Source organism: Streptomyces corchorusii (assembly GCF_001514055.1).
Classification (GTDB): Bacteria; Actinomycetota; Actinomycetes; order Streptomycetales; family Streptomycetaceae; genus Streptomyces; species Streptomyces olivaceoviridis.
Genome location: NZ_KQ948353.1, coordinates 100,177 through 115,798 on the forward strand (window position 1 = coordinate 100,177; position 15,622 = coordinate 115,798).

Sequence of the window (15,622 nt, forward strand, 5' to 3'; positions counted from 1 at the left end):
GGATGAGGCCGATGGGGCCATCCAGCCGGGCCGTCCGGCTCAGGGGCGCCGAGGCGGCCGAGGGGCGGCCGGCGGTGTTTTCAGCCCAGGCCGCCGGGGGTGAACGTGACGGGCAGCCGCGCCGGGCCACGGAGGCCGCCGGGGCGCCACGCGAGCTGCGCCGGCGGCACGGCCAGGGCCAGGTCCGGCAGGCGGCGCAGGACCGTCCCGACGGCGACCTGGCCCTCCAGCCGGGCCAGCGGCGCGCCCAGGCAGTAGTGGATGCCGTGCCCGAAGGCCAAGTGGCCGTTGTCCCGCCGGGTGATGTCCAGCCGCTCGGGTTCCGTGAACCGCGCCGGGTCACGGTCGGCGATGGCGGACGCGATGAGCACGGTCGCGCCGCGCGGGACGGTCACGCCGGCGATCTCGACGTCCTCGCGCGCGAAACGGGCGATGCCCGGGCTGACCGGGCCGTCGTAGCGCAGGAACTCCTCGATCGCGTCGGGCAGCAGTTCCGGACGCTCCCGCAGGAGGGCGAGCTGGCCGGGGTGGGTGAGCAGCGCGGCGATGCCGCCGGCGATCAGGTTGACCGTGGTGATGTAGCCCGCCACCAGCAGCAGGAACGTCATGGCGATCAGCTCGTCGTGGCTCAGCCGCTGCTCGTGGTCGTGGGCGTTGATCAGCGCGCTGAGAAGGTCGTCCCCGGGCCGGGCACGCTTGGCTTCGAGGTGCTTCGCCAGGTAGGCGCGCATCCGGTGCCACGCCTCGTCGACCACGACCGGGTCGGGCATCTCCTCCCCGCGCACGAGCATGGCGTCGGTCCACCGCTGGAAGTCGTAACGGTCGTCCACCGGCACGCCCAGCAGTTCGCTGATGACGGTGACCGGCAGGGGCAGCGCGAAGTCCGCCACGAGTTCCGCCCGGCCGGTCGGGACGACCGCGTCGAGGAGCCGGTCGGTGATCTCCTGGATCCGGGGCCGCAGCCCGGCGACCCGGCGCGCCGTGAACGCCTTCGACACCAGGCGGCGCAGCCGGGTGTGGTCGGGCGGGTCGGAGCGCAGCATGGTGCTCAGCATCGACTCCCGCTCGAACTCGGGCAGCTGTTCGATGAGGCGGGGGTCGGAGGCGTCACGGACATCGCTGCTCAGTCTCGGGTCGGACAGGGCGGCGAGTCCGTCCTCGTACCGGGTGACCAGCCAGGCGTCGAGGCCGCCGGCGATGATCGCGCGGCGGACGGGGCCCTCCTCGCGGAGTCGCCGGTAGAGGGGGAAGGGGTCCGCCACGAAGGCCGGGTCGGCGTAAGGGAGAAGGACTGGCTGCTGGCTCATGGTGCCTCCCGGAACAGGCAGCGACCATATGTACGTGTCTGTCGCTGTTCAGGGGTGTATACCCAGATTTCCCGGCCCGGCGGCATGGCCTGCCCCACACGGGGCCCCGCCGCCTCCGGTCGGCGCGCAGGGTGGACCGCTGACGCCGTTCGCGGGCCCGCGGTGTACTAGGGGTACACGCGGACCGCGGGCGAGCCGGTGGACGCGGTCGTCGTGGACGGCGTCGACCAACACCGCAGGAGCGATGCCGACATGGTGGGGCTGCCCTATCCCTGGCTCCCGCGCGGGCCCGGGGACCAGGGCGCCACCCGGATCACCGTTGCCACCGCGATCGGGCTCACCCTGCTGGTCGGCGCGTCCGTCTTCCATGGGGGCGGCGGCGCCGCAGTGGTCAGGGGGCGGCTCCGTCCGGGGCGTGCCCCGTGCTCGGAGGAGTTCGCCCCGGCGCCCGGCCGAGTGCCTCCCACTCCGGGTCCGGCAAGGCGAGGAGCCGTTCGATGCGGCCCGCGGCGGGCAGGGGGCCGTGGTCTCCTGTCACCCGCAGCGCCGACACCGCCGTGATGTGTCCCAGCCGGAGCGCCTGCGCCGTCGTGAGGCTCCGCAGCAGGCCCGCGAGGAAGCCCGCGGCGAAGGCGTCTCCCGCGCCCACGGGTTCGACCACCCCCGTCCGCAGCGCCGGCACGGTGTGCACGCCGTGCTCGGTGACGGCGGTGGCGGCGCGGGCGCCGTCCTTGACCACGAGGATGCGGGGGTGCGGCAGCAGGTGCCGTACGTCGGTCACCGTCAGGTCCTCGCCCCACAGGCCCTGGGCCTCGTCGAGGCCGACGAAGACGATGTCGGCCCGGTCGGCCAGCCGGCGCAGCACGGTGGCCGCGGTGCCGTCGGGCCACAGGGCGGGGCGGTGGTTGACGTCGAAGCTGACCGTGTGGGGGCGCGCGTCCACGGAACCGGTCAGGGCCTTCGTGACCAGTTCCCGGCAGGAGGGCGACAGGGCCGGGGTGATGCCGGTGAAGTGCAGCAGGGCCGCGGAGCGCACGGGCTCTTCGTCCAGCAGTTCCGGGCCGAGTACGGAAGCCGCCGAACCGGTTCTGTAGTAGTGCACGCGTGTGCCGGTGGAGGGGTCCGGGCTCTTCACCAGGAGTCCCGTGGGATGGCGGGTGTCGGTGCGGACGTGCGAGACGTCGACTCCCGCGGCGGACACCGTGGCGCGCACGCGCCTGCCCAACGGGTCGTCCCCCAGCGCCGAGAGCCAGGCGACCGGGACGCCGTGGCCGGCCAGGTACATGGCCACGTTCGACTCCGCGCCCGCCACCGACAGGCTCAACCGCCCGGCCCGCTCCAGCGGTTCCGGCGGATCGGGCACCAGGGCCGCCATCGTCTCGCCGACGCACACCACGCGCCCGGCGGCGGGGCGCCACGGCTGTCCCGTCAGGGTTTTCGTCGCGGCCCCGGTCATGCCGGTCCCCTCCCGGAGGCTTCGCTCCGGGCCTTCGCCGGTGTCGTCGGGACGGAGGCAGTCGGCCGGTAGGGCGCGGCCGGGCTGCCCGGCACCTCGACCCGGACGCTGAACACGGCGCCGTCGTACGGCCCGGGCGGGTTCAGGCCCAGCCGGGCGGTGGTGATGTGCAGGACGTCTCCTTCGAGGCACACGCCGGCCGGCCGGCTCGCGGGCAGCCGCAGGGTGCCCTCCAGCGTGCCGTCGGGAAGGTGACGGCGTACCGTTCCGCTGCCCCAGACGGCGATCCACACGGCGCCTTCCGCGTCGACCGCCATCCCGTCGGGGCTGCCGTCGTCCACGGTGACGAAGACCTCGGGTGTGCCGAGCCGGGCGGTCGCGGGGTCGACCGGGTAGCGGCGGACGACGCCCCGGGCGCTGTCGGCCAGGTACATCGAGCGCCCGTCCGGGGTGAACACCGGGCCGTTGGGCACGGTGATGCCGTCCAGGACGCGTTCGACCGTGCCGTCGTGATCGACGCGGTACAGGGCACCGGCGTCCTCGTCGGCGTCGTAGCCCATGCTGCCCGCCCAGAACCGGCCCGAGGGGTCGGCCACGGCGTCGTTCATGCGCGTGCGCGGCGCGGAGCCGTCCTCCGGGCGGGCCAGCCAGTCGGTGGCGCCGTCGGGGTGCAGGAGGCAGATGCCGGTTCCCGCGGCGGCGATCCAGGTGCCCGGGTGACCGGCCACCGGGGCGACCGCCCCCAGCGGAACCGGGAGGTGCGCGACGGTCCGCAGCGGGGCCGTGGGATCGTCGGGGGCCGCGAGGAGGCGACCGGCGAGGAGGTCCACGAGGACGATCCCGGTGCCGGTCCAGCGAATGCCCTCACCGAGTTCGAGGCGGTCGGGGCGGGTGGGGCGGGGCTGCCCGGTCACGACGCCGCCTCCCGTACGACGGTGCGGAAGGCGCGGGCGCGGGTCCTGAGCGCGTCGAGGCTGCCGCCGTCGGCGGCGTCGCCGACGAGCGGGGAACCGACGCCGACGGCCGCCGCGCCCGCGGCGAGGCAGGCACGGGCGACGGCCTCGTCGACCCCGCCCACGGGGACGAACGCGGCGTCGGGGAACGGGCCGCGCAGGGCCTTCAGGTACGCCGCTCCCCCGGCCTGGGCGACCGGGAAGATCTTCAGCGCCGCCGCGCCCGTGCTCCGGGCGGCGATCACGTCGGTCGGGGTGTACACACCGGCGAGCACCGGCAGGCCCAGGTCGTGTGCCGCGGGTATGGCTTCGCCCAGGCCGGGTGTGACCACGAAGGCCGCCCCCGCGCGGTGGACGGCACGCGCGTCGTCGGCGGTCAGGACGGTGCCGGCGCCCAACGGGCGGTCGGGACCGAGGAGTTCCCGGGCCCGCGCGATGACGGTGAGGGCGTCCGTGCCGGTGAGCGACACCTCGATGAGGTCGATGTCCTCCTCGGCCAGGGTCAGTACGGTGCGCAGCGCGGCGTCGGCGTCGCGTCCACGGACGATGGCCAGCAGACGGTGGGCCGCGAGGGCAGCGGGCAGATCCACGAACCGGTCTCCTTGCTGGGGTTCAGGGGCAGCGGCAGGCGGTGGTGAGCGTCAGTCGCCAGTGCGCCTCTCCGGTGGCGGGCACCTCGGCGGCGTCCCCGGGGCCGGCGTCGGCGAGGTCGAAGACACGGCCGAGCATCGGTTCGACGCCCGTGCTGCGGTAGGGGTCCGCCTCGGGGAAGCCGCCGAGGTTGCGCCACAGGGCGATCGACACGGGTTGCTCGATGCCGTACCGCCCGCCCGCCGTTCGGGCGGCCACGGTGTCTCCGGTCACCCGCACGCTGAAGGACAGCCGGTCGCGGCCGTCGTGCACACAGCACAGGTGTGTGTCCACGACGGCTCCCACCGCCGTGCCGTCGTCGGGGCCGAGCCGGTCGAGGGCCAGTCCGCGCGGGGCGGGCCAGGAACCCGCGAGCCAGGGGGCGCCGTCGGGCCACGGCTCCGTCAGCAGGGCGGCGGCTTCGGGGAACAGGCGGGTGGTCGCGCCGCCGGTCATGTGGAGGGTGGCGTGCTCCGAGAGGTCGAGCAGGGCGTGGGCCGCCCACAGGAAGCGGAAGCCCGGCTCGGCGGCCAGCGTGTAGTCGGCCGCCACGCCGTCGGGCGTGACGCGCAGGGTGCGGGTCAGGGTGAAGGCGTCGCAGTGGACGCGCTCGGTGTCGCCGTCCCGGGTCCACGGGCGGGACCAGGCGTCGCCGTGGTCGGGGCGGCCACGGACGGTGGGCACGCACTCCTCCAGTCCCCCGGCGTCGACGAACGCCGCACCGGGGACGGCCGTGTCCCGCTCCGGTGCGGGGCGGCGCCAGAGCCATTCGCGGCCGTCCGCGCGCAGCGAGGTCCAACGGCCGCCGTGCGCCGGGTCGGTGACGACGCCGAGCACGCGGGTCACCATTCCGTGAACGAGCCGTCGGGGTGGCGCCACACGGGGTTGCGCCAGGCGTGCCCGCCGCGGGCGGCCGCGCGTACGGCCGCTTCGTCCAGGGTGATGCCGAGGCCGGGGGCGTCGTTGCGGCGGGCGTGGCCGTCGACGAACCGGAACGGTTCGGGGTCGGCGAGGTAGGACAGCAGGTCGGCGTCCTTGTTGTAGTGGATGCCGCGGCTCTGCTCCTGGATCAGGAAGTTGGGGGTGGCGAAGGCGATCTGGAGGCTGGCCGCGAGGGCGATGGGGCCGAGGGGGCAGTGCGGGGCGAGCTGGGCGCCGAAGGTGTCGGCGAGCGCGGCGATCCGGTGCACCTCGGAGATGCCGCCCGCGTGGGACAGGTCGGGCTGGGCGACGGCGATCCCGGCGGTGAGCACGGGCAGGAACTCGCCGCGGGAGTACAGGCGTTCGCCGGTGGCCAGCGGCACCGGGCCGGCCGTGACCAGGCCGGGCAACAGGTGGTTGTGTTCGGGGAGGACCGGCTCCTCCACGAACAGCGGGTGCAGCGGGGCCAGTTCGGCGAGGGCGCGGCGGGCGCTGGCGGCGGTGAAGCGGCCGTGGAAGTCGACGGCGACGTCCCGGTCGGGGCCGAGCACCTCGCGGGCCGCCGCCACCCGGGCGACGACGGCCGCCGTCTCGGCCGGGGTGGTGATCGGCGAGGTGGCCCCGGCGGCGTTCATCTTCACCGCCGTGAAGCCCGCCTCCACCTGGGCCGCTATCTGGTCGGTCAGCTCGGCCGGCTCATCGCCGCCGACCCAGGCGTAGACCCGGACGCGTTCGCGCACGGGGCCGCCGAGGAGGGCGTGCACGGGGGCGCCGTAGGTCTTGCCGGCGATGTCCCACAGGGCCTGGTCGAGGCCGGCGACCGCGCTGGAGAGCACGGGGCCGCCGCGGTAGAAGCCGCCCTTGGTGAGCACCTGCCAGTGGTCCTGGATGCGCAGCGGGTCCTTCCCGAGGAGCTGTTCGGCGAGGACGTCGACGGCGGCGCGGACCACTTCGGCGCGTCCCTCCACGACGGGTTCGCCCCAGCCGACCACGCCGTCGTCGGTCTCGATCCGGCAGAACAGCCAGCGCGGCGGTACCAGGAACGTCTCAATGCGGGCGATCTTCACTTGCCGCCGCTGCCTTTCGTGTCGTCGGGGCCGTCGATCCGGTCCAGGTCGCGCCCGGCCTGTTCGAGCAGGGCGTGCATGGCGGCCTCGGCGGCCCGCGGGTCCTGGTCGCGTACGGCGTCCAGGACGGCGCGGTGGGCGGGGACCGGGTCCTCGCTGTGCGGGGAGCTGTGGACCAGGCGGTCGCGGTGGGCGAGGCCGGACTCGATCACCATCTCCATGCGTTCCAGCAGCTCGTTGTGGGTGGCGGCGAGCAGGGCGCGGTGGAAGGCGAGGTCGGCCTCGACGGCGTGGGCGGGGTCGGTGTCGTGCTGCCCCATCGCCGCGAGGGCGGCGTCCAGGGCCGCGAGGTCGTCGTCGGTGCGGCGCTCGGCGGCGAGGCGGACGGCGGCCGGCTCGATGATGGCCCGCACCTCGGCGAGGTTGCGCAGCAGCGCCCGGTCGGTCTCGTGGGCGCCGCCGCCCTCGAACTGCCAGCGCAGGACGTCGGCGTCGAGGAGGTTCCAGTCCGCGCGGGCGCGGACGAAGGTGCCCCGTTTCTGGCGGGCGTCGACCATGCCCTTGGCGGCCAGGACCTTCAGGGACTCGCGCAGGGCGGTGAGGCTGACGTCCAGTTCGCTCTGCAACGCCACCAGGTCGAGCGTGGCACCCTCGGGGATCTCGCCGCCCAGGATGCGGCGGGCCAGCGCCTCCACCGTCTGGCCGTGCACGCCGCGGCGGGCGTAGGGCGTCATGTCGTACAGCCTTTCTCTCGGGATGCGCACGGGTCGGGCGGGTTCGGATGCGCGCGTGTCGGACGAGTATGGCCGGGTGCGCACGGGTCGCGGGTACGGGCGGCGGTGGTCATGCGGACGCCTTGGTGACGCTCCAGCCCCCGTCGACGACGAGGTGCGCGCCGGTGATGAAGGAGGCCTCGTCGGCGCCGAGGAAGGCGATGGCCGCGGCGACCTCCTCGGGGGTGCCGAAGCGGCGGGCGGCGGTCGCGGCGACGCTCAGCTCGCGTTCCTCGGCCGGCACCCGGTCCCAGGCCGCGGTCAGCACCGGTCCCGGCAGGACGGCGTTGACGCGCACCTCGGGCCCGTACTCGACGGCGAGTTGGCCGCACAGGGAGAGCAGCGCGCCCTTGGAGGCGGCGTAGGCGGGATGGCCGGGGATGCCGGCATGGGCGTGGACGGAGGACGTGAGCACGACCGCTCCCCGGCGGGAGCGCAGGTCGGGCAGGACCGCCCGAAAGCCGAGGAAGGCGGCGGTGAGGTTGACGGACAGCTGCCGCTGCCAGGAGGCGAGGGTCATCTCGTGGGCGGGGGTGACGTCGACGGTGTAGGCGTTGCCGACCAGCACGTCGACGGGCCCGTAGGCGTGGGCGGCGGAGACGATCCGCTGCCAGTCCCCCTCCGCCGCGACGTCGGCGGGCACGAAGCGGGCCCGGCCGCCGTCCTCGGTGATGCGTGCGGCCACGGCCCGGCCGGGCTCCTCGGCGATGTCGGCGAGGACCACGGCGGCGCCCTCCCGGGCGAGGCGTTCGGCGGTGGCGGCCCCGATGCCGGAGGCGGCTCCGGTGATCACGGCCGTGCGGCCGGTGAAGCGGGCGCCGTGCCGTCGTGCGGGATCCATGGGGCGGGGCTCCTTCTCGTCTGGGTGGCTCTCGGCGTGCTGGTGCGGCTACTGCCGTGTCAGTACCACCAGGTCGGCGTCATGGTCGGCGGTCCACGCGCAGGGCAGCCCGTAGTGCAGCAGATGGGCGCCGCTGTACGTGGTCGCGGTGGCGGCGTCCCGGTAGGCCGCCGTGGGGTCCAGGCCGCGCAGCCGCAGCCGGGCGGGGCGGCCCGGCACGAGCGGGGCGCCGTCGAGCGGGCCGGTGCTGAAGGCGGCGACGACGGTACGGCGCCCGTCGGGGGCGTCGTACTGCACCGCGCAGGTGGCGTCTCCGGGAGAGCCCAGCAGGCGGGCCTCGCCGTGGTGGATGACGTCCCGCACCTGCTTGTACCGGGCGATCCACCCGGCTGCCTCGGCGCGCTGTCCGGGCGTCCAGGTCCGCAGGTCGGCGCCGATGCCGAGGACGCCGCACATGGCGGTGACGAACCGGAAGGCGAGGCTGCGCGGGCGGGGGTCGAAGACGCCGGGGGCGTCGGTGACCCAGGAGCTCATCACGTGCGGGGCGTGGGCGTGCAGGAAGCCGTACTGGATGCGGAGCCGGTCCAGGGGCGCGGTGTTGTCGCTGGGCCAGACGACGTCGGTGCGCGCGAGGGTGGCGTGGTCGACGCGTCCGCCGCCGCCCGCGCAGCCCTCGACGGTGACGTGGGGGTGCGCGGTGCGCAGGTGGTCCAGGACGCGGAGGTAGCCGTGGACGTGCTCGGCGTCGAGGTCCAGCCGGTCCGCGGGACCGGCGCCCGGCCGGCCGCGCTCGGTCGGCGGGCGGTTCATGTCCCACTTCAGGTAGTCGATGGCGTGGCCGGTGAGCAGCCGGTCCAGGGTGGCGAGGACGAAGTCCTGCACGTCGGCGCGGCCGAGGTCGAGCAGGAGCTGGTTGCGGACGCGGCGGGCCGGGCGGCCGTCGATCCGGTAGACCCACTCCGGGTGTTCGACGTGCAGGCGGCTGCCGGGGCTGACGGCCTCGGGTTCGATCCACAGGCCGAAGTCCAGCCCGAGGGCGCGGACGTCGTCGACGAACCGGTCGAAGCCGTGCGGGAAGGCCGCCGGGTCGGGGTGCCAGTCGCCCAGTCCCCCGGTGTCGTCGGCCCGGCCGGTGAACCAGCCGTCGTCCACCACGAACAGCTCGGCGCCGAGGTCCGCCGCCGCTTCGGCCAGCTCCAGCTGGCTGCCGGCGTCGACGTCGAAGCCGGTGGCCTCCCAGGAGTTGTACAGGACCTTGCGCGGGCGGTGCAGGCGTTCGCCGGCGAGCCGGCGCTCGTAGCGGTGCCACACGCGGGAGAGTCCGTCGAGTCCGTCCGGGCTGAACGCGCAGGCGAGGCGGGGGGTGGTCAGGGTGTCGCCGGGGGCCAGGCGCACCGCGCCCTCGTGCGGTACGCGTCCGGCGCGGACGCGTACGGCGCCGCCGGGCTCGGCCTGTGCGGTGATGTGCCAGTTGCCGGGCCACTCCAGGGCGATGCCGTAGGCGGGGGCGGGGGCGTCGTGGGGTGCCGTGGCGTCCTGGACGGCGAGCCAGGGGGCGTACGCGTGACCGGGCACGCCCTGGGTGCTGCCCATGGTGAACGTCCCCCGGGTCAGGTCGAGTTGCGTGTGCTGGAACTCCTGGGACCACTGGCCGGTCAGGTACGTCAGCCGGGCGGCTGCGGTGACCGGGATGTTCACGGCGGCGGAGTCCAGCCGCTCCAGTCGCAGTTCCTCCTCGCCGGTGCAGGTCAGTTCGGTCCAGCGGTGCAGGACGTCGGTGCCGGGCACGGTGGCGTAGCACAGGGTGGTGCGCAGGCCGAGGACGTCGTCGGTGAAGGTGAGCCGGAGGGCGCCGGGCTCCTCGCGGGCGTCCTGGAAGCTCCACCACACCCCGCGGTCGGAGCCGGGCCGGGCGGCGATGAGGTCGGCGCCGGTGAACGGGCGCAGTCCGTGCGGCACGTATTCCGCGGGGGCGGCGTCCGCCGGGGTGATGAAGTGGGTGCGGTGGGACCAGTCCAGTGCCGACGGCCCGTCCTCCACGCCGTGCGGTCCCCACGCGTGGAGTTCCGCCCAGGGGCCGTCCGGGGAGAGCCGGACGGTGTAGCCGGTGTGCTCGGTGCGCAGCGTCCAGCGCTGGCGCGGGGTCACTTGACCGCTCCGAGGTTGAGGCCGGCCACGAAGTGGCGCTGGAAGCGGAGGAAGACGGCCACGGTGGGTGCGGCGGCGATGACGGATCCGGCGGCGATCACGTTCCACATGGACACGTACTGGCCCTGGAGGCCGATGAGCGCGGCGGTGATCGGCATCCTGCTGTCGCTGCGCAGGACGGTGATCGCCCACAGCAGGTCGTTGAAGATCCAGGTGAAGGACAGCGCGCTGAGCGCGGCGAGCGCGGGCCGGGCGAGCGGGAGGATGACGCGCCAGAAGATCTGCCAGGGCCCGGCGCCGTCGACGACGGCGGCCTGCTGGATCTCGACGGGGATCGCGCGCATGAAGCCGTGCAGGACGAACACGTAGAAGCCGACGCCGAAGCCGATCTGTACGCCGATCAGGGCGGGCAGGGTGTCGTAGACGCCCATCATCTCGCTGAGTTTGGAGACCGGGATGAGCAGGATCTGCGGGGGCAGCAGGTTGCCGCCGAGCATGAGCAGCAGCAGGGAGCGCCGGAAGGGCATCTCGTAGCGGCTGAGGGCGAACGCCGCCATGGCGGCCAGGGCGAGGGTCGCCAGGACGCAGGGGACGGTGACGATCAGGCTGTTGATCAGGGCGCGTTGCTGGCCGCCGTCGACCCAGGCCTGCCGGAAGTTGTCCAGGGTGAAGGAGCGGGGCCAACTGCCCAGGCCGTGCGCGGCGATGTCGTTGAAGGACCGCAGGCTGGTGACCACGACCAGGAGGATGGGCAGCAGCCACAGGGCGGCCAGGGTTCCGGCGCCGAGGTGGAAGCCGGCGGTGGCGGCCCGTCGGCGGCGCAGCGCACGGGCGGGCGTGCGGGTGTCCGCGGCGGACATCAGTCGGCCTCCCGGAAGGCCCGGACCAGGTAGGAGGCGATGACTCCGAAGGCCAGCAGGAAGATGACGACGGCCAGGGCGGAGCCGTATCCGAGGCGCAGGGACTGGAACGCGGTGGAGTACATGTAGGTGCTCAGCAGTTCGGAGGAGTGGTAGGGGCCGCCGCGGGTCAGTGACCAGACCACGTCGAACGAGCGCAGCGAGTCGATGACGATGACGGACAGCACGACGGCGTTGACGCCCCGCAGCTGGGGCAGCGTCACATGGCGGAAGCGCTGCCAGCGGCCGGCGCCGTCCATCTTGGCCGCCTCGTACAGGGCCGGGTCGATGCCCTTCAGACCGGCGAGGTAGAGGACCATCACGTAGCCGATCTGCCGCCACAGGGCGGGCACGATCACCGCGTACAGGGCGGTGTCCTGGTCGGCCAGCCAGGCGTGCCGCAGGCTGTCCAGGCCGACGGACTCCAGGAGGCGGTTGAGGACGCCGTCGGGCTGGTAGACGGCCTGCCAGACCAGGGCGGTGGCCACCAGGGAGAACACGACGGGCAGGAACAGGGCCGCGCGGTAGAAGCCGATGCCCCGGCGCTCCTGCTGGAGCAGCAGGGCGGCGGCCAGGCCCAGTACGGCGGACAGGCCGCCGAAGAGGAGCAGCCACAGGACGGTGTGGCCGGCGGCGCTGCGGAAGACGTCGTCGCCCGCCATCTCACGGAAGTTGCCGAGGCCGACGAACGTCGGCGGGGAGACGCCGTCCCAGCTGGTCAGGGCGAGGTAGAAGCCTTGCAGCGCGGGCCAGAAGACCCAGACGGCCTCGGCGAGCAGGGGGACGAGGACGAAGGCGAGGACCAGCGGGGGTGTGCGGCGGGGGCCGCGGGCCCGGCGCCCTCGGGGCGGCGCCGGGGCCGGGGGCTTGCGGTGCGGGGCGGTCAGGACGGCCATGTCAGGCGTTCCAGATCTTCTCGGCGTCGCGCTGCCAGTCCCGGAGGATGCCGCCGACGTCCTTCGGCCGGGCGATGAACTTGGTGAGGGCGGTGTCGGCGGTGGGCTGGAGGGCGTCGCTGGAGTCGCGGTTGAAGAACTGGGTCAGTTCGGCCGCCTGCTCGATGTGCTCGCGGCCCTTCTTCACCAGCGCCGTGCCCGCGTCCTCGGCGTCGGGGTTGCAGGGCAGGACGGTGCCGGACGAGCCCTTGATGTAGATCTCCTGCGCCTCCGCGGTGGCGAGGTACCTCATCAGGTCGGCGACCTGGTCGCGGTGTCCGGTGCGGGCGCTGGCGAAGTAGCCGTCGGTCGGGGCCTCTTCGGCGAGGGGGACCTTGGGGTCGATGACGGGGAAGCGGAAGAAGTCGATGTCGTCGAGGGCGCTCTTGGGGGTGGCGTCGGCGAAGAAGGTGCCGATGAGCATCATGCCGGTGCGGCCGTTGAGCAGGGCGGTACTGGCGTCCTGGAAGGCCAGGGCGGTGCCGTCGGGGTCGAAGTACGGCAGCACCTCCCGCCAGCGGTCGAAGACCTTGCGCACCTCGGGGTCGTCGAAGCGGTGCTTGCCCGCGAGGAGCCGGCGGTGGTAGGCGGCGCCGTTGATGCGGATGTCGAGGTAGTCGAACCAGGCCGAGGCGACCCAGGGGGTGTTGCCGCCGGCGCCGAGCCCGATCGGCGCCACGCCCTTGGACTTGAGCTTGTCGCACAGGTCGAGGAACTCGTCCCAGGAGGAGGGCGCGCTCACGCCCCACTTGGCGAAGTTCGACTTCCGGTAGAACATGCCCCACCAGTAGTAGGTGGTGGGGACGAAGACCTTCTTGCCGGAGCTCGCGGTGCACAGGCTGTGCAGCGCCTTCGAGTACCGCTTGAGGTCGGGCGAGGCGTTCCAGACGTCGTCGAGGTCGAGGAGCAGGTTCTTCCTGGCGTAGGTGTCCGCCACCGAGCCGGGGTACCAGGTGTAGACGTCCGGCGGGTTGGCCGAGGTCAGGTAGGTGGGCAGCTGGGTGCGGAAGGTCTCCGCGGCCACGGTGTTCAGGCTGGCGCGGCCCTCGCCCTTCTTGGCGTAGGCGGCGACTAGGTCCTCCATCGCGGCCTTGGCCTGCGGTGCGGACAGGTTGGACTGGAGGGTCACCGGGCCCTTGGAGGAGGACTTGGCGGAGGAGGCGGAGGTGACGCAGCCGCTGAGCAGCGCGGTCGCTCCGGCGGCGCCGAGTCCGGCGAGGAAGCGCCGGCGGCCGGGCAGGTGGTTCGTCATGGGGGCTCCCTGTGGGTCCGCGCGGCGGGGCCGGCCTCTGTGGACGGCCGGGCCCCGTTCGCGGCGGATCCAGAGTCGCGTGGCGATCCCGCCACGTCAATATTAATTACTAATTTATTTGAACTGGGTTCTGTGCACGTAGCCGTCGACACCGCGGAACACCGCGTCGACCGAGCCGTCCGGGCCGGCGACCGCACCGAGCGAACCCTCGAAGGCCGCGCTGGGGAACTCCTGCCGCTTCGTCCAGCCCCGCCACGCGCCGCCGTCGTACCGCTGCTGCCACAGGGTGTAGTCACCCGCCCGCGCGTACAGCACCACGGCGTTCCCCACGGCGACGAGCGTGGGGCTGCCGCTCACCGTGCCGCCGAGCGAACTCCACGCCGACCACTGCCCCGACCCGTCCCGCGAACGGGTCCAGACGTCGTCCGCGGCGGTGCGCACGGCGACGTGGACGCGCCCGCCTTCGTCGACGACGGCGGACGGCCTGCCGTACACCGGCCGGTCACCGGGCGCGCCGAGCGACGACCAGCCGGAGGAGGGGCCGCGCTGTACGACGCTCCCGTCGGCACCGCGCGCGACGAGGGTCCAGTGGGCGGGATCGGTGAAGGCCACGGTCGGCGCGTCGGTGAGGCTCCCGCCGAGGTCCTGCCAGGCGCCCCAGCGCCCGTCGGAGAAGACCCTGCGGTAGGCGCGGTCGTCGGTTCCGCGGACGAAGACGTCGATACGGCCGCCGGCGGAGGCGTAGGCGGCGGGCTGGCCGAGGATCCGTCCGCCGGCCGGGCCCGCGAGGTCCCTGGTCCGGGCCGGACGCGTGCCGTCCGCGGTGTGCTCGACGAGCGTTCCGCCCGGTCCGCGGAAGAAGGTGGTCAGCGTGTCGCCGTCGCGCACCACCGCCGGGCTCGCCGAGGCCTTCCGTCCGAGGTTCGTGCCGGGCGGCGCGTCCTGCCCGGTGAGCCTGAGGAAGGCGGTGCCGTGGGCGGGGACCTCGACGGTGTACGACCCCGTGTGCGTGCCGCGGTCGGCGCGTGCCCGCAGGTCGCGTACCTTGACGGACCCGCCGAGGGCCGCGTCGGTGAAGCGCACGGTGCGCTCGGCCGGCTGGTCGGAGCGGTTGAGCAGGACGACCGCGCGCTCACCGCGTCCGGACAGGACCTTGCTGTAGACGTCGCCGACGGAGTCGGTGGCGACCCGGACCCCCTGGATGCCGAGCGGGTCCTGGTCGACGGCGACGATCTCCGGGTTGCGGAGCGTGTCGATCATCGACGGCGTCAGGGTGCGCGGATCGGAACCGAGGACGAGCGGGGAGGCCATCTCGGCCCACATCACGAACTGGGTGGTGGACTCCTCCTGCGTCAGCTCCAGGGAGCCGTCGGCCATGCGGCGCATGGGGATCAGGTAGTCCGGGTCGTTGTAGTGGCCGGGTCCCTGGGCCTCCGGGTGCCAGGCGTTGGCGTCCATGTTGCGCAGGATGTCGGGCCACTCCCCCGGACTCGGGGTGCCCCAGGCGATGTCGGTGCCGGTGCGCCAGGAGTCCGCGATCGCCGGGGCGTAGGCGTAGGCGTTGTGCGCGTCCTGCTCGGGCGTGTGCGGCAGGCCCCAGTCGTCGGTGAGCGGATTGCACAGGTTCAGCAGCATCTTCCGGCCCGACTTGGCGACGGCGTCGCTGAACTCCTTGAACGCGGGCCCCGGATCGAGCTTCTCACCGATGCCGCACAGGAAGTCGACCTTGATCGCGTCGATCTTCCAGTCGGCGAACTGCCGCGCGTCCTCGGCGTAGTGGCCCCGGCTGCCGAGCCCGCAGCTCTTGCCGCCGTCGTAGGTGCCGGCGTCGGTGTAGATGCCGGCACGCAGGCCACGCTGGTGGAGGTAGGAGACGAGGGCCGGGATGCCGGACGGGAAGCGGTCCGGGTGGGCCACCAACCGGCCCTGCGCGTCCCGGGGGTTGTCGGCCTGCCAGCCTCCGTCGAGCCAGACGATGTCGTAGCCGCTGTCGCGCAGACCGCTGCTGACCAGCGTGTCGGCGACCGCGCGCACCTCCTTCTCGGTGGGGGCGCCGAGTCCGTAGTACGTGTTCCAGCCCATGTAGGGCGTCGGGGCGAGTCCGCTGTCGTAGGCGGCGGGTGCCCCCTGGTCCACCGCGGGGTCCGCCGTGGCCGGGGGGACGGCGGACGCGGTGAGGACGACCGTGATCGCGGCGGCGAGGACCAGCTCGGCGGACCGGCGGCGCGGGGGGCTGTGCGTGGGCGACTGGGAAGTCACGTGCCTCTCCCGGGGGTTGGGAAGCGGGAAGGTGTGAGCCGGGCGCGTCCCTGCGGGAGACCGACGTCACGGCGAAGACTGTGGCCCGTGGCCGAAACCGTGTCAATATTAATTACTAATTTAGTAGCAGGGCGCCGGGAGGACCCGGACGGATACAGGCCCTGACCCTCGAAGCCACGCG

13 protein-coding genes are annotated in these 15,622 nt (G+C 73.8%); all 13 read right to left on the reverse strand.

The features are described 5' to 3' along the window. Positions 1 to 80: 80 nt before the first annotated feature. Positions 81 to 1,307 carry a cytochrome P450 family protein gene (locus AQJ11_RS07670; RefSeq protein WP_059262352.1) on the reverse strand — a complete coding sequence of 409 codons (1,227 nt, stop codon included), beginning with the start codon at positions 1,305 to 1,307 and terminating at the stop codon, positions 81 to 83. 391 nt (positions 1,308 to 1,698) lie between these two features. Next, entirely contained in the window at positions 1,699 to 2,763 is a 1,065-nt protein-coding gene (locus AQJ11_RS07675) for a sugar kinase (RefSeq protein ID WP_059262353.1), read from the reverse strand. Further along, positions 2,760 to 3,677 (reverse strand): SMP-30/gluconolactonase/LRE family protein, encoded by a 918-nt coding sequence (locus tag AQJ11_RS07680; protein ID WP_059262354.1) that lies wholly within the window; start codon positions 3,675 to 3,677, stop codon positions 2,760 to 2,762. Before AQJ11_RS07680 ends, AQJ11_RS07675 begins: the two co-directional genes overlap by 4 nt. Continuing rightward, positions 3,674 to 4,306 carry a bifunctional 4-hydroxy-2-oxoglutarate aldolase/2-dehydro-3-deoxy-phosphogluconate aldolase gene (locus AQJ11_RS07685; protein WP_014676978.1) on the reverse strand — a complete coding sequence of 211 codons (633 nt, stop codon included), beginning with the start codon at positions 4,304 to 4,306 and terminating at the stop codon, positions 3,674 to 3,676. Before AQJ11_RS07685 ends, AQJ11_RS07680 begins: the two co-directional genes overlap by 4 nt. 22 nt (positions 4,307 to 4,328) lie before the next feature. Then, positions 4,329 to 5,195 (reverse strand): hypothetical protein, encoded by an 867-nt coding sequence (locus tag AQJ11_RS07690; protein WP_244218151.1) that lies wholly within the window; start codon positions 5,193 to 5,195, stop codon positions 4,329 to 4,331. Further along, positions 5,189 to 6,334: a galactonate dehydratase gene (gene dgoD / locus AQJ11_RS07695; RefSeq protein ID WP_059262355.1), complete on the reverse strand. Its 1,146-nt coding sequence runs from the start codon at positions 6,332 to 6,334 to the stop codon at positions 5,189 to 5,191. Before dgoD ends, AQJ11_RS07690 begins: the two co-directional genes overlap by 7 nt. Further along, positions 6,331 to 7,068, reverse strand: coding sequence for a FadR/GntR family transcriptional regulator (locus AQJ11_RS07700; RefSeq protein WP_014676975.1), 738 nt, complete (start codon positions 7,066 to 7,068; stop codon positions 6,331 to 6,333). Before AQJ11_RS07700 ends, dgoD begins: the two co-directional genes overlap by 4 nt. 109 nt (positions 7,069 to 7,177) lie before the next feature. Further along, on the reverse strand, positions 7,178 to 7,948 hold the full coding sequence (locus AQJ11_RS07705) for an SDR family NAD(P)-dependent oxidoreductase (protein ID WP_059262356.1): 771 nt from the start codon (positions 7,946 to 7,948) through the stop codon (positions 7,178 to 7,180). Between the two features lie 48 nt (positions 7,949 to 7,996). Then, positions 7,997 to 10,096 carry an alpha-galactosidase gene (locus AQJ11_RS07710; protein WP_059262357.1) on the reverse strand — a complete coding sequence of 700 codons (2,100 nt, stop codon included), beginning with the start codon at positions 10,094 to 10,096 and terminating at the stop codon, positions 7,997 to 7,999. Further along, positions 10,093 to 10,956: a carbohydrate ABC transporter permease gene (locus AQJ11_RS07715; RefSeq protein WP_059262358.1), complete on the reverse strand. Its 864-nt coding sequence runs from the start codon at positions 10,954 to 10,956 to the stop codon at positions 10,093 to 10,095. The genes AQJ11_RS07710 and AQJ11_RS07715 overlap by 4 nt, the downstream gene beginning before the upstream one ends. After that, complete coding sequence (locus AQJ11_RS07720; protein WP_059262359.1) at positions 10,956 to 11,891, reverse strand: carbohydrate ABC transporter permease; 936 nt, start codon at positions 11,889 to 11,891, stop codon at positions 10,956 to 10,958. Before AQJ11_RS07720 ends, AQJ11_RS07715 begins: the two co-directional genes overlap by 1 nt. A 1-nt stretch (position 11,892) precedes the next feature. Continuing rightward, positions 11,893 to 13,182 carry an ABC transporter substrate-binding protein gene (locus tag AQJ11_RS07725; RefSeq protein ID WP_014676970.1) on the reverse strand — a complete coding sequence of 430 codons (1,290 nt, stop codon included), beginning with the start codon at positions 13,180 to 13,182 and terminating at the stop codon, positions 11,893 to 11,895. 114 nt (positions 13,183 to 13,296) lie between these two features. After that, positions 13,297 to 15,441 (reverse strand): DUF8189 domain-containing protein, encoded by a 2,145-nt coding sequence (locus tag AQJ11_RS07730; RefSeq protein ID WP_059262360.1) that lies wholly within the window; start codon positions 15,439 to 15,441, stop codon positions 13,297 to 13,299. Between the last annotated feature and the right edge of the window lie 181 nt (positions 15,442 to 15,622).